Source organism: Clostridium sp. ZBS2, from assembly GCF_023845855.1.
Lineage (GTDB): Bacteria > Bacillota > Clostridia > Clostridiales > Clostridiaceae > Clostridium > Clostridium aquiflavi.
The window spans coordinates 21,248-33,684 of record NZ_JAMQIF010000015.1 but is presented as its reverse complement, the minus strand read 5'-3'; the positions used below and the strand labels follow the sequence as shown (position 1 = coordinate 33,684).

Sequence of the window (12,437 nt, the reverse complement as noted above, 5' to 3'; positions counted from 1 at the left end):
ACTTTATTATTAAGGAACATAGATAGGAGAAAATTTAATTATAATATGTAAAATATTTAGTTTATATACTTTAAATGGTATAATTTTAGTGAGGTGAGAATTATCATGAATTTGCAATATATAAATAAAGATTATCCCTATACATTCATTGGGGTTTTACCATCATATGATAGTATATTGAAAAATGAAAGTGTAGAAGAGTGTTATAAATCAAAAGGAAGAGTATTTTTTAATCAGTATGGAGAATTACAATTTGTACTTAAAGTAATAAATGAGATACCAGATGTTATAAAATCTGAATATGATAGTGTGTATTTTACTGCATATGGTAATTCAATATTAGAATGGAATGATAATATAAATAATTCTTTAGAAAAAAGAATAGAAGAATTTACAGCTTTCCTTGAGAAAAAATTGATTTTATTTAAATTATATATATCCTCTAAAGAATATCATAGATTTAAAGTTTCATCTACTAATTCATGTATTTTAAAAGATATGCCAGAAGGAATTAATAAGGAATCTAGACTATTATTAGTTCCACAATATGAAAAATCACAGATTGATTTAGAACAGAAAATTATTAATAAGAGTAACTTGGAATTAAGTAATTTTATAGAAAATAGTAAAGAATATGCACCAATTATAATAAATAAAAATACTATATATGGTTCTTTTAAGCATATTAAACTAACATCACGTGGATATGAATGTTTGCAAGAAAGTGAAATAAAGAAGATAAAATTAGATTTAGAATCTGATATTATAAAAAATCATATTATATTGTATGATGGTTGCATGTATATTGAAGAGAATTTTCTATATTCTATTTTAATAGATAATTGGCTAAATGAGGGAGAAGTTGTAACAGGAGTAATAGAAACACCATTAGTAGATGACGATGAAAGTGAATATTGTACAAATGAAAAATCTGAATCCGAAAGATTAAAAGAATCAGAAGAAGATTTCTTAATTAACTTAAAGAATAAGGCATTGAGTGAACATCTTGTTTATTCAGAAGAAGATTTGATTAATTTCCATACAGCAATAAAAACAGGAAATTTAGTAATATTAAGTGGAATGTCTGGAACAGGAAAGTCAAAGTTGGTAGAAATATATGCTAAGAGTTTAGGAATATATAATAAAGACCAATATTTAATGATACCAGTAAAACCAAACTGGAATGATGATAGTGATTTAATCGGTTTTTTAGATACTATAAATAATGTATATCGTCCATCTTCAAGTGGATTAGTAGATTTATTAATACAAGCAGATGAAAGCAGAGAGAAAGATAAAATATTTTTAGTTTGTTTTGATGAAATGAATTTATCAAGAGTAGAATATTATTTTAGTGAATTTTTAAGTATATTAGAACAAGATACTTCTAAAAGAAAACTTACTATATATAATCCTAATATTGAGAGCAGAGTTTTTAATAGCAATATATATAAAAGCGAAATACATATTGGGCCTAATGTTATTTTTGTAGGAACAATAAATACAGATGAAACTACTTTTTCTTTATCAGATAAAGTATTAGACAGGGCGACTGTTATTAAATCCGATATAGGAAGTTTTAAAACATGGAAAGAAACAGCTAATTCACAAGAACATATTGACAGTAATTCTATCTTAAAACAAGAAGACTTTTTCAAATGGATAAATAATTCTAATAAAGTTATATTAACAGATAGAGAATTAGACTTTTTACAAAAATTTAATGAATACTTAAATCAAATAAATCCAGCAGTAGGTGTTGGATACAGAGTATTATATCAGATAAACAAATATATAAGTAATATACCATATGATAAGATAGAAAGACAACATTCATTTGATTTACAGATAGTACAAAAAGTATTACCTAAATTAAGAGGAAGTTCTGATGTGTTAGAGCAATTTATTGGTGAGGATAAGAAAATTAATAAATTAATTGAAGAATATATTGATGTAAGTGAATTTAAAAAAAGTAAAAAGGTACTGGAAGTAAAGCAAAAGGAGATGGAGGAACATGGATTTGTTTGCTAAAGAAGAAAACATTCCTTTCTCTATCAAATTTAAAGAATGCGTATATGGTAAAGAAAAAAATATAATAGATATTAAAAATTTCTCAAAGCAAGATATTGAACCAGAGAATTTACCAACATTGAAAGAATTACATGAATTATCAGTTACTTTTTTAAAGAAATCAGATAGTGAAGGTATACCTGAAGATGCAGGATTATTTATGGATTTATTAGATGTTATAGACTGTGCATATTATGATAAAGATATGGATATGTCATATGTTAAATGTGAATCAGAAACCTTTTTGTATTTACAAAATGAAGGTAATAGAAGTTATCCTATTGTTCCTGGTAAATATAGAATAATTGTTAGATGGAGTAAAAATTTTTATTATAGTTATATAAAAATAGACCCACTACATATTTCTGATAAAGAATTAGATATTATGAAAATGGATTTAGAAGAATCATGCAAAGGATTATCAAAGGATATTTTTACTAGTAGTAATGAAATTAATTATTTAAATGATAGTGAATTTTGTGAAATGTTTCAGCTGGATGAATTTAATTATATAAAAAGAAATTATAATAAAATAAGATATGCATTGAATAATATTGTAGAAAAACCTTTATTTCAATTAAATAAAATTTATGATGTTAAGTCATATCACTTAAGCAAAAAAATAGATGAAAAGAGTTGTAGATGGCTACAAGGCTATAGAGGACAGGCAAAAAATGAAGGTGGATTTAACAAACCAAGATATATATTAACTTCTGCAATAGAAAATAACTATGAAATAAGTGCAAATATATGTATAAAAAATTTTATATTAATATTCATAAAAAAGTTGCATGAGGGTAGAAGAAATTTAGAAAAGTACGATATGTTTTATAAAAATATAAAATATGTCCGAGAAAAATATATATCAATATATCAATTTGTATCAGATGATATGTTTTTAAATACTATAGGTATAGGAATAAAAAGAATTGATAAATTATATAAGGAAATAAGAGAAATTGAGGATTATTTTAATGAGATACTTAATAAACCACTTTTTAGTAAGCTAAATACGTACAGAAATATTCAGATACCATCAATTATGACAAAAGATGAGAGATATAATTTAATTTATAGGATATATAAGTCTCTTATTAAAAATACAGAAAATAATGATAGTAATATGCCTAAATTTAAGAGTAAGTATACAGATATTATATATGAATATTGGTGTTATGTTAAAACAATTCAAAGTCTTATTATGCTTGGATACAATCCTCAAAGTGGATGGATATATAATAAGGAATTTGATAATGAGAGTATAATTCCATTTATAGATGATGGCGAAAAGGTGACATTATATAAAGGTGATATTACATTAGATGTAATTTTTAATGATATATATGCTACCCATAAAAATGAAGCAAAAGATAAGAAAAAATTAGTATGGGCTATGACATCTCATAATAAACCTGACATTCATATAGATGTGTATAAAAGGAATCTATTTAAATATTGTATAATAGCAGATTCCAAGTATAGAAATCCAAATAGTTTTTGGAAAGTTAGACAAGCATATAGACACCAATATAAAACAACAAAAGCTATGGAGCAATTATTTGATTATGCATCAAAGTACTATTTTATAAAAGAAGATGAAGATGATTTAAGAATAAATGCTGTGAAGAAAGTAATAGCTTTATGTCCTATACCTAAAAATACAGATGATGAAATTTTGGAATATGAAAGCAATGTAGCAATAGTTTGTTTGAATCCTATTAATGGAGTAAAAGAGTATGTTAGTTATTTAGAAATGCTTATTAGATAATAATGACAATAGATTTATGAATCTACTTAAACAATTAAAAAACAATTACATGAAAAAGATAAGGAAATTATATTGTATATATAAAGGGAGATGTAATAATGGCATTTAATTTTGCAACAAGGCATTTGTCTGCTCAACAACAAAATATTATTAGAGCTAGAAAAGAAAATGATGAAAGATTAAAACAGGAGAGTAGTATTATTAAGCACAGTTTCATATATGAAATTTCAATAATGATGAAGTTGGGGAATGATTTAGATGTTAAAGTTGATGGAAAGATGAAGTTGGGGAATGATTTAGATGTTAAAGTTGATGGAAATAAAACTATGAAAATTTATAAAGATTTCTGCGATAAAAATAGAAGTGTATGGTTTTCAACAAATTCTCATCCTAAGGGCATAGGTAAGCAAAAGTATAAAGAATTTACAGATGCTATTAACAAAGGCAATACTGTAGAAATGTTTTTTATTATTGGAAAGGGATGTAATGGTACTAACAATATAGAATATAGAGCTGAAGTTCTTGATATAGAAAGTGATGCTGATGGTATATATTCACCAGATGTTAATTTGACACCAATGGAGTATAAGAAAGAAAATAAAAAGATATGGATTAAGATTAGTAATTTACAAAAGGTCAATGAATTAAGTGTGAAAGATTTTGTTATTGCAAGTACAAAGAAAGATTTAAAAGAAGCGATAGAAGGTTCACAATATCATTTTGGTTATATTAAGAGAAAATAGATATTTAATTAAAAAATCATAGAAGGAAGTTGAGAAAAATGGCAGATATTAAATATGAAATAAAAGAAGAAGTTGGAGTTGTATCAGAATCACCTAAGGGCTGGACTAAAGAATTAAATTTTATAAGCTGGAATGGTAAAGAAGCTAAATATGATTTAAGAGATTGGGCTCCTAAACATGAAAAGATGGGGAAGGGTGCAACGTTAAGCAAGGAAGAATTGATAAAATTAAAAGAGTTGCTTAATAGCATAGAACTATAAGACTTTCTTTAAATTATGTATAATTTTTTATATAAAAAGTTATGGGAAGTGTTTGAATATGAGTATGCAGAGCCCTAATATAATTTTATTTAATAATAAGAACTATTTAATCCTTGATATTGAAGAGAACAAAAAAATAATTGATATAAAGCAGTTAGAGGAAGCTAAAGTAATTAATGAATATAAGAATCAAATATGTGTTTCTAGCTGTTGGAGAGGATATATCGCAACTTATGAAGTTGAGGATGATAAGCTATTTCTTAAAGTAATTGAGAGAGATGATAGCAATATAGACAATGTAGATTATGAGCTTGTTTTTAGTGGATGTGTTATTATTGTTGAAGATGATGATAGCTATTTCAATACAGATTTTATACAATGTTTATTTGAGTTCAATAATGCGTATGAATTGGTGTTTGAAGCTGGGAAACTTAATAAAAAGATTTCTTTAAATGAAATGATAGAACAGTTTAATCAACAAGATAAATGTGATTGTTTGAAGTATATAAATGAAAAGTGTACTGGTAAATATGGAAGACGTAATTATAAGTGGAGAACAGATGATTCATTAGATGATGATGAGGTTTGATATCTATACATTTAAATCTGCACATCTATACAGTATAATATGCAGTCCTATACATTAAGTTAGGAAGATATGATTTTAAATACCCATAAATACTAAGCTTAGAGCACATGAGAAATACTAATTAATATAAGAAATATAATGTAGCAGAAGTCTTTAAAATTACTTCTGCTATATTTGTTTACGATTAAGAAATAATATTATCTATAAAGTATTCTGCAAAATAGAGGTCTGTTGATATTATATAGTTTTTATTTTTTTCAGATACTATCTAAAAGCTGTTTCGGTTTATTATATTTTAAGTTATAGCTCAAATTATGTATGTGCTTAAAACAAGGATTGAGATAATTTTGGATAATAACCAATAATTTAGATGTAAGCTTAAACTTATGAATTAGAAAAGCAATTATTTCGTAGTACCTGAAGAAAGAAAACTTCTAAATATAATAGAAACCTATGAATTTAAAGCAAAATTACAGGTATCAACAGAATAAGTAAAACAATTAGTATTAACAATACAATCAGATGTTACTGAATGTTTAAATACATAGTTAATATAGCAACTAAATGTCGAAAAATAAAACTATAACAATACTGTAAATTTAATTGTATTTAAAAAGTTTTTCGCAGAATTATAAGAGAGCTTATTAGTTTAGTACTTTGCTAAAATTAAAGTACAGATTAAAAATAAAAACTATAAAACTTAAAAAAGATTATGATATTGTGAATAACTAAATTAATAGTATATTCAATAAGTAAATTGTAAAAAATAGTAAATAAGAATAAGAGATATTAGTATTAATTAAATACAGTATCTCTTATTTTTTTGTATAAAAAATCAAAGAAATCATCTAGCAATTATATTTTAAATAAAAATTGTATATAACATAATATAGCAGAGTTGATTATAAGTATAAAATTGGCTATAAATACCTGTTTATAAGGATTTACAAGAAGATTAAGAACGCATTCTAGTGTAACAAAAAAACATTAAAATTGAAAAACAATAGCAAATATGGAGGTGATATTTATAAGATTAAAATATATAAAAGAATTTAATAAAAGTGACAGAAGAGCATTAACAGCATTAGCTAAAACATCTATTGCAACAGAACAACATTTGCAAACAATGATAAATAAAAATAGAATTTACAGCTATATTAAAGAAGGTATTCTTAAAAAAGATATGTATTATAATCCAGTTCCCACAAAATCTATCCAAGCCTACAGACTAACCCAGCATGGTCAAAAGATAGCTACCTATTATTTCAATCTCAAAGATTTCCAACACGCAGAAAGTATAATACATGACATAATTATAGCAAATAAATATTTTTCTTTATCTCAAAAAGAACAGAAAACCTGGATATCTGAGACAACAATAAAGAAAATATTGCAGGAAAAAGAAGATGAATTTGAAGAAGGAAAAGAATATGGAGCAGTGGATGGAGTATATAAAGATTTGAATGGAAATTGGATTGGATTCGAAGGAACAACATCTAGCTATAGAAATAAGGATATTACTAAAAAGAAAAATACCTCTAGATTATTAAATTTAAAATATGAAGAAGGGAGGCGATAGAAATGGAAGAAGTTAAAACAAATTATTATAGAAATAAAATTAAATTAGAACTATGCAGAAAATATGAAAATTATATTTTCTTGATTTATTATATGAGTTCTGAAGGTAGAGGGGGAGTATTGCAGGAACAGATAGTGCAAGGTGCATTAAAGTTTAGATTAGATGCTACTAAAAGAACTATATTAGCTAAGTTATTAGAACTAAAGAAGGCAGATATAATAAAAGAAATTAAGTATAAAAGGAATAGCAGAATAATAATGCTTAGAAAATTTGCAAAAAAATATCTGAGAAACGAGTGGCTTATAGATGTTAAAAGCGTTCATATTCCAAACTTAGAAACAACTCATTTAAAATATATTTTTAGAGCAGAGTATTTCTTAAAGAATATAATTCCAAATATACGTGTTGATGGATTAAGGGAAATGCAGTTATACTCTAGATATTGTGCTGATGGAAACAGTTTTATAGGCACGAGCGAAGATTACATGGAGTATTTTTATGAATCATTTTTAAGGTGTATGAATAAAGATGAAGTTAATAAAGATATTAAGTATTTACAAGAAAAAATGCAAATGCAAATTGATAATATGATTAAAACAAGAAATGTTAATATATCTAATGGATATGAGCTTGTAACAATAGAGACTATAACTAATAAGAAGAATGCGATTATAGATGAAATATCTGAAAACGAAGCTGGTGGATTTACAATAGATATTGTTTATCTTAACTATAAGAATAAGCTAAATGTAGAAGAAGTTCTTATTATAGTTTCTAGAGTTTTTGAGCTGTATAAAAGGATTTTTCAATGGAATTATAAGATATATGTTAATTTTGCTATAGCCTGTATAGATAAAGATGCATGTATAAGAAGTAAAAATGATTTAGAAAATAAGATTAAAGCAAGTGAATTAAATAAAAAGTATAATATCAATCCTGCTTTTCTAAAGTTTGAATTATTAAATTTTGATATCACAAAAAAGTATTTTAAATAAAGAATAAAAGCATTAGGCTTAAAGAGTTCTAGTGCTTTTACATATATTTTTTTATATAAAAATTTATTGATTGTCTTTAATAAGTGAAGATAGGAAAACTTTAGATGTTGCAGTTGCAAGGTTTAAGATTAGTTCTTTATCTTTATCAGAAATATTCTTAACATTAATATCTAATTTGTATTTATGTATAACAAAACTAATAAAATTATCTGAAAGTGTAGATGATTTAGTATCTGAATTTAAGAGTTCATCAGTAGAAGTATTAAATGTTTCACATAATTTATAAATAATGGTTAAGTTGGGCTCTAATTGTCCTTTTTCGTATTTTGTAATGTTACTAACACTAATTTCTAACTTATCAGCTAATTCTTTCTGAGTCATATTGGCTTCTTTTCTTAATCTTCTTATATTTTCTCCAATAGTAGTATTATTCATATTTTAAATCCACCTTTATTTTCTATATTAGAAATAGTATAACATAAAATATTCTTATATAGAAAATTCATAATAGTTATGAACAGTTCTTATCTGAATGGCAGTGGTTATGATAAGTTCATATCTGTATCTGCAAGAGTTATATTTCGATGCTCTGCTATCTATAATATAGAGAAACAAAAAACAAAGGAGTGATGAACAATGGATAATAACACATTATTAATAGGAATTGACTCAGGAAAAGATAGCACAAAGGTTTGCTATAAGAATGAATTTGGATTACAGAAACAAATATTTAGAACTAAGGTACAGGAGGTAAACAACTTAGGAGTAGATGTAAAAGGAAAGACATTTAAGGTTAAGTTTGAAGATAAGAATTATTTAGTTGGAGATATGATATCCGAAAATAAGCTGAGTTTTGAATTGAATAAAGCTAGTATACAGCATAAAATTTGTATATACTTAGCTATTGCAAGAATAGTTAAAGAAACTAATACTCATGAAGTAAAAATAGCTATAGGAGCTCCATTAACTGTATACAAGAATGAAAGATTAAAAAATGAATATAAAGATTATATTAAAGGCAACGGTTTAATTAATATAATAGTGAATGATGAATTAATAAACTTTAATATTGAAGAGATATTAATTTTACCAGAATCAATAGGTCCCATATATAATGAAATGAATCAATATAGAAATGAGAAGGTTACTATTATAGACATTGGAGGATTAAACAGCAATATATGTCAGTTTAATAATTTAATACCGAACGTAGCATCAATGTTAGTTGCTAATAAAGGTGGCAATATTCTAAAATCCAAAATTGCAGATACTTTAAGTGAACAATATGGAATTATTATTTATAAAGAAGATGTAGATTCAATAATAAGAGATGGAATTTTATATATTCAGGGAAAAACTCAACAGAACAGTAAAATTTTAATTAAAAAATTAATGGAAGCACATCTTGAAGATATAATTAATTTCTGTAAACAAAATGAGCTAGATATCCTAAATGTAAATGGAAAAATAGTATTTTCTGGTGGAGGAAGTCTTTTATTAAAAGAAATTATACAAGAAAAATATTCTTATGCAAAGATAGCTACAGACGCTCAATTTAACAATGTACAAGCATTTTATAAGGTGTTATCTATAAAAAATGAAGGCTAAGAAAAAGCTTACTATAAGCTTTGCAGGGGAATATGAGGAACTATATAATTTCTTAAAAGAGAAAAAAGACAGAAGCTGTTTTGTATGTAATATATTAAACAACTATTTAAAAAATGATTGTAGCCAAGAAGAGTTGATTGAAATGGCAGTTACTAAAGCACTAAGTAAATATAATTTAGCTAGTATAAATAAACAAGAACACGTTGAAGAAAAGAATGAAGAAGTAACACAGGAAGATAAAGATTTAATTAAAAATTTATTCTAAAATAGAAAATTTTTAAAAGCAGATACTAAGACTGATTTTTGGTCTTGATATCTGCTTTTGGTCGCATATAAGGGTTGCCTATAAAGAACTTGCAATTGTTAGTTAAGGGATGTATTATAATAATATGAAAGTTCTGAAACGGAAAAAATCAATTAAAAGTTCTAAAATAGAAATATAAAGGAGGATTAATTATGAATATAAATTTAAAGAGATTAGCAGTTTCTGGATTGATAAATATTTCTACAGTTACTATTGGTATAATATTTGGATATGTAATTAAGTGTGCATTGCTATAAAATAATTTAAGAAACAAAAAAGGAGCTAAGTAAAAGCCCCTTCCCAATAATAATTAAGATTAAAAATTGTGTATATTTATTTTTTAAAAGTAGGAAACTGTAAAATGTTGTTATAACAACTCCTAATTTAGACATACTGTTTTATCAGTATAATATATAATATGCATCTTTTCTTAAAATATAACTCCTAACAAGTACAACCATGTTGAATTATAAAAAAATAAATAATTGTATATCATATAATATCTAAAAAAGAAAGAGGGATGTTGTTATGATATATTTAAATGAGGAGCATAAAGAAAGGTATAAAATTTTAATTAAAAAATCAGGGATGATTTATGAAGATAGGGAGAGGAAGGCTTTGTTCCATTTGTTAGCTGGAAATTCGGATTTGTACAAGCAAGTGGATAAGATTTATGATTTTAATAGGCAACAGCTATGCTGTATGACAGGATATGGACAAGTAGATTTTAGTAATATATATACTTCATCATCTTCGAAAAGCTTATTGTTACTAGCTATACAGTTATATAATAATGGAACAGATATTACAGTAGCTGAATCTTTTAGATACTTAGATGCAGGTACTGCACAAATTGCATTAGTTGCAATAAAAATAAGATATAATATTAATTAATTCTTATAGAGGTTATTTTTTCTAAGCAGATATAGAAAAGATAATCTCTATTTTTTGTTAAAAAAAGTTATATGTTTGGATATAATGTTATATTTAAAAAAATATTGTATATAATACAATATCACGAAAAAGAAAGGAGCATGTATTATATGCAAGAAAAAAGTAATATAACATTAGCACAAGTATTACACCTTTTAAAGGAAAAGAAAGAGGTGAGCTTGAATCAGATTCAGTTGGAAACAGGTTTAAGCAAGAGCTATTTAAGTCGATTAACAAATGGTTCTAGAAATAATCCGAGCCTTCAAGTATTATCACAGTTGGCAGACTTTTTTGATACAGACGTAAGCTCTTTGCTTAAAGATATAGTAATTGTAGATGATATTCATGAAGAAGATGAACAGGAAACTAACCCAGAAATCGCAGTTGACATATTATTCAAAGAGGAATTAGACCAAACGTGCAGAGAATTATGGAAAGAGATACAGATTTACTGTAACAAAGAAAAAGTTACAGTAGAAAACATTAAGCCAATTATCCGAAAGATTCATGAACTAAGGCTTTTAAGTAAAAAAATATCATAAGAAAGGAAGAATAAGATATGAATGAAGGTGATGACACAAGACTAGAAGATTGGTTTCTAAGAATGATACTTATGAATTCACAAGAATTGGAGGAGATAGTTAAAAGCAGAATTGATGGTTTTTTAAAGATTGAGCAAGATACATGTGAGACGCTTATAGCCAGAGGTACTGTTAATTATGGAGAAAATAATATTGAAATCTATACAAATATAGGCAGAAGAGAGGTGGCATTTGTAAGGAAAATACAAGACTTAATTGCGAGAGCAGGAGATGGGGAAGATAAATATATTCTTTGTATTGCACAAGAATTTAGTAATGCAGATATTGAAGAACTTATGCAAGATACTGTTTTTTATTTAGAAAAATGTATACATCTTATATTTCTAATAATAAATATAAATGAAAAAAGTGAAAATCTTAAAGATATTATAAAGGAACAGGTGGAGATAAAAGTATATAAGAAAACTTATTAAAAATACAGTAAATAAGAGCAGTTAGATAATTCTAATTAGCTCTTATTTTTTATATACTAAAGAAAAATTTTTATATTTTGAGTTAAAGCTGTATACAATATATAAATTCATGAAAAAAGGAGGCTTGATGCCAGAGAAGGAAGGATTAAAAAAACATATTGTCAAGAAAGAGGTGTTTAATTTTTTAATTAAAAAAATAATGAACAGGAGTGTGAATTAAATGTGTAATCATATTGGAAGTTACATATTGAATGATGTATTGAAGGCTGTAAATGAGTCGGGAATTTTTAAGGAAATAGGAAAGGAAAGAACGCAGGAACTGACATTAAGGATTTTTGAAGTGGGAAGAAATTATGATTGTAATGATACAGAAATATTGGATGGAATAGCACAAGAATGTGGTGTGTGTAGTTTTTGTCCATCTGCAAGTGATGATATAAATGCAGAAGGTATTTGTACAAAATGTAGACAAGATAAATAAAAGATTGAGAGCTGATTAGAAAATAGGTATTCTAGTTAGCTCTCTTATTCTGTTAAAATATAAATAATAAAGAAGGAAATTAGGAAAAGTGA

General features: G+C 25.5%; 14 protein-coding genes. 13 read left to right on the top strand and 1 reads right to left on the bottom strand.

Translation table 11 applies throughout. The features are described 5' to 3' along the window. The first annotated feature begins 105 nt into the window (after window positions 1–105). From NG918_RS09325 to NG918_RS09295, 7 genes are all read left to right on the top strand, one after another. Window positions 106–2,031 carry an McrB family protein gene (locus NG918_RS09325; RefSeq protein WP_252225813.1) on the top strand — a complete coding sequence of 642 codons (1,926 nt, stop codon included), beginning with the start codon at window positions 106–108 and terminating at the stop codon, window positions 2,029–2,031. After that, a complete protein-coding gene (locus NG918_RS09320; protein ID WP_252225810.1) occupies window positions 2,021–3,838 on the top strand; it encodes a nuclease domain-containing protein in 1,818 nt (605 codons plus the stop codon). Before NG918_RS09325 ends, NG918_RS09320 begins: the two co-directional genes overlap by 11 nt. Window positions 3,839–3,936: 98 nt before the next feature. Next, entirely contained in the window at window positions 3,937–4,581 is a 645-nt protein-coding gene (locus NG918_RS09315) for a hypothetical protein (RefSeq protein WP_252225808.1), read from the top strand. Between the two features lie 38 nt (window positions 4,582–4,619). Continuing rightward, window positions 4,620–4,841, top strand: a complete 222-nt coding sequence (locus NG918_RS09310) for a YdbC family protein (protein WP_252225806.1) — start codon at window positions 4,620–4,622, stop codon at window positions 4,839–4,841. A 58-nt stretch (window positions 4,842–4,899) separates the two neighbouring features. Further along, window positions 4,900–5,430, top strand: a complete 531-nt coding sequence (locus NG918_RS09305; RefSeq protein WP_252225804.1) for a hypothetical protein — start codon at window positions 4,900–4,902, stop codon at window positions 5,428–5,430. A gap of 1,018 nt (window positions 5,431–6,448) precedes the next feature. Then, window positions 6,449–7,009 (top strand): hypothetical protein, encoded by a 561-nt coding sequence (locus tag NG918_RS09300; protein ID WP_252225802.1) that lies wholly within the window; start codon window positions 6,449–6,451, stop codon window positions 7,007–7,009. Between the two features lie 2 nt (window positions 7,010–7,011). Further along, on the top strand, window positions 7,012–8,004 hold the full coding sequence (locus NG918_RS09295) for a hypothetical protein (protein WP_252225800.1): 993 nt from the start codon (window positions 7,012–7,014) through the stop codon (window positions 8,002–8,004). 63 nt (window positions 8,005–8,067) lie between these two features. On the opposite strand, the gene NG918_RS09290 is transcribed toward NG918_RS09295, so the two are convergent. Continuing rightward, a complete protein-coding gene (locus NG918_RS09290) occupies window positions 8,068–8,439 on the bottom strand; it encodes a helix-turn-helix domain-containing protein (protein WP_252225798.1) in 372 nt (123 codons plus the stop codon). Window positions 8,440–8,640: 201 nt separating this feature from the next. Here NG918_RS09290 and NG918_RS09285 point away from each other — a divergent pair, with 201 nt between their 5' ends. The 6 genes from NG918_RS09285 (at window position 8,641) to NG918_RS09260 (ending at window position 12,345) form a co-directional block, all read left to right on the top strand. Beyond that, window positions 8,641–9,612, top strand: a complete 972-nt coding sequence (locus NG918_RS09285; protein ID WP_252225790.1) for a ParM/StbA family protein — start codon at window positions 8,641–8,643, stop codon at window positions 9,610–9,612. Continuing rightward, a complete protein-coding gene (locus NG918_RS09280; RefSeq protein WP_252225783.1) occupies window positions 9,602–9,877 on the top strand; it encodes a hypothetical protein in 276 nt (91 codons plus the stop codon). Before NG918_RS09285 ends, NG918_RS09280 begins: the two co-directional genes overlap by 11 nt. A 567-nt stretch (window positions 9,878–10,444) precedes the next feature. After that, window positions 10,445–10,810 carry a DUF6075 family protein gene (locus NG918_RS09275; RefSeq protein ID WP_252225781.1) on the top strand — a complete coding sequence of 122 codons (366 nt, stop codon included), beginning with the start codon at window positions 10,445–10,447 and terminating at the stop codon, window positions 10,808–10,810. Between the two features lie 71 nt (window positions 10,811–10,881). Next, window positions 10,882–11,391, top strand: coding sequence for a helix-turn-helix domain-containing protein (locus NG918_RS09270; RefSeq protein ID WP_353735863.1), 510 nt, complete (start codon window positions 10,882–10,884; stop codon window positions 11,389–11,391). 17 nt (window positions 11,392–11,408) lie between these two features. Next, on the top strand, window positions 11,409–11,864 hold the full coding sequence (locus NG918_RS09265; RefSeq protein WP_252225777.1) for a hypothetical protein: 456 nt from the start codon (window positions 11,409–11,411) through the stop codon (window positions 11,862–11,864). Between the two features lie 220 nt (window positions 11,865–12,084). Continuing rightward, window positions 12,085–12,345 carry a hypothetical protein gene (locus tag NG918_RS09260; protein WP_252225769.1) on the top strand — a complete coding sequence of 87 codons (261 nt, stop codon included), beginning with the start codon at window positions 12,085–12,087 and terminating at the stop codon, window positions 12,343–12,345. Window positions 12,346–12,437 lie beyond the last annotated feature (92 nt).

What these genes read in the sequence shown, in the direction of transcription:
- NG918_RS09280 (WP_252225783.1), top strand. Translation starts at nt 9,602, where the DNA reads ATGAAGGCTAAGAAAAAGCTTACTATAAGCTTTGCAGGGGAATATGAG.
- NG918_RS09325 (WP_252225813.1), top strand. Translation starts at nt 106, where the DNA reads ATGAATTTGCAATATATAAATAAAGATTATCCCTATACATTCATTGGG.
- NG918_RS09295 (WP_252225800.1), top strand. Translation starts at nt 7,012, where the DNA reads ATGGAAGAAGTTAAAACAAATTATTATAGAAATAAAATTAAATTAGAA.
- NG918_RS09315 (WP_252225808.1), top strand. Translation starts at nt 3,937, where the DNA reads ATGGCATTTAATTTTGCAACAAGGCATTTGTCTGCTCAACAACAAAAT.
- NG918_RS09275 (WP_252225781.1), top strand. Translation starts at nt 10,445, where the DNA reads ATGATATATTTAAATGAGGAGCATAAAGAAAGGTATAAAATTTTAATT.
- NG918_RS09270 (WP_353735863.1), top strand. Translation starts at nt 10,882, where the DNA reads ATGTTTGGATATAATGTTATATTTAAAAAAATATTGTATATAATACAA.
- NG918_RS09290 (WP_252225798.1), bottom strand. Translation starts at nt 8,439, where the DNA reads ATGAATAATACTACTATTGGAGAAAATATAAGAAGATTAAGAAAAGAA.
- NG918_RS09305 (WP_252225804.1), top strand. Translation starts at nt 4,900, where the DNA reads ATGAGTATGCAGAGCCCTAATATAATTTTATTTAATAATAAGAACTAT.
- NG918_RS09310 (WP_252225806.1), top strand. Translation starts at nt 4,620, where the DNA reads ATGGCAGATATTAAATATGAAATAAAAGAAGAAGTTGGAGTTGTATCA.
- NG918_RS09285 (WP_252225790.1), top strand. Translation starts at nt 8,641, where the DNA reads ATGGATAATAACACATTATTAATAGGAATTGACTCAGGAAAAGATAGC.
- NG918_RS09260 (WP_252225769.1), top strand. Translation starts at nt 12,085, where the DNA reads ATGTGTAATCATATTGGAAGTTACATATTGAATGATGTATTGAAGGCT.
- NG918_RS09265 (WP_252225777.1), top strand. Translation starts at nt 11,409, where the DNA reads ATGAATGAAGGTGATGACACAAGACTAGAAGATTGGTTTCTAAGAATG.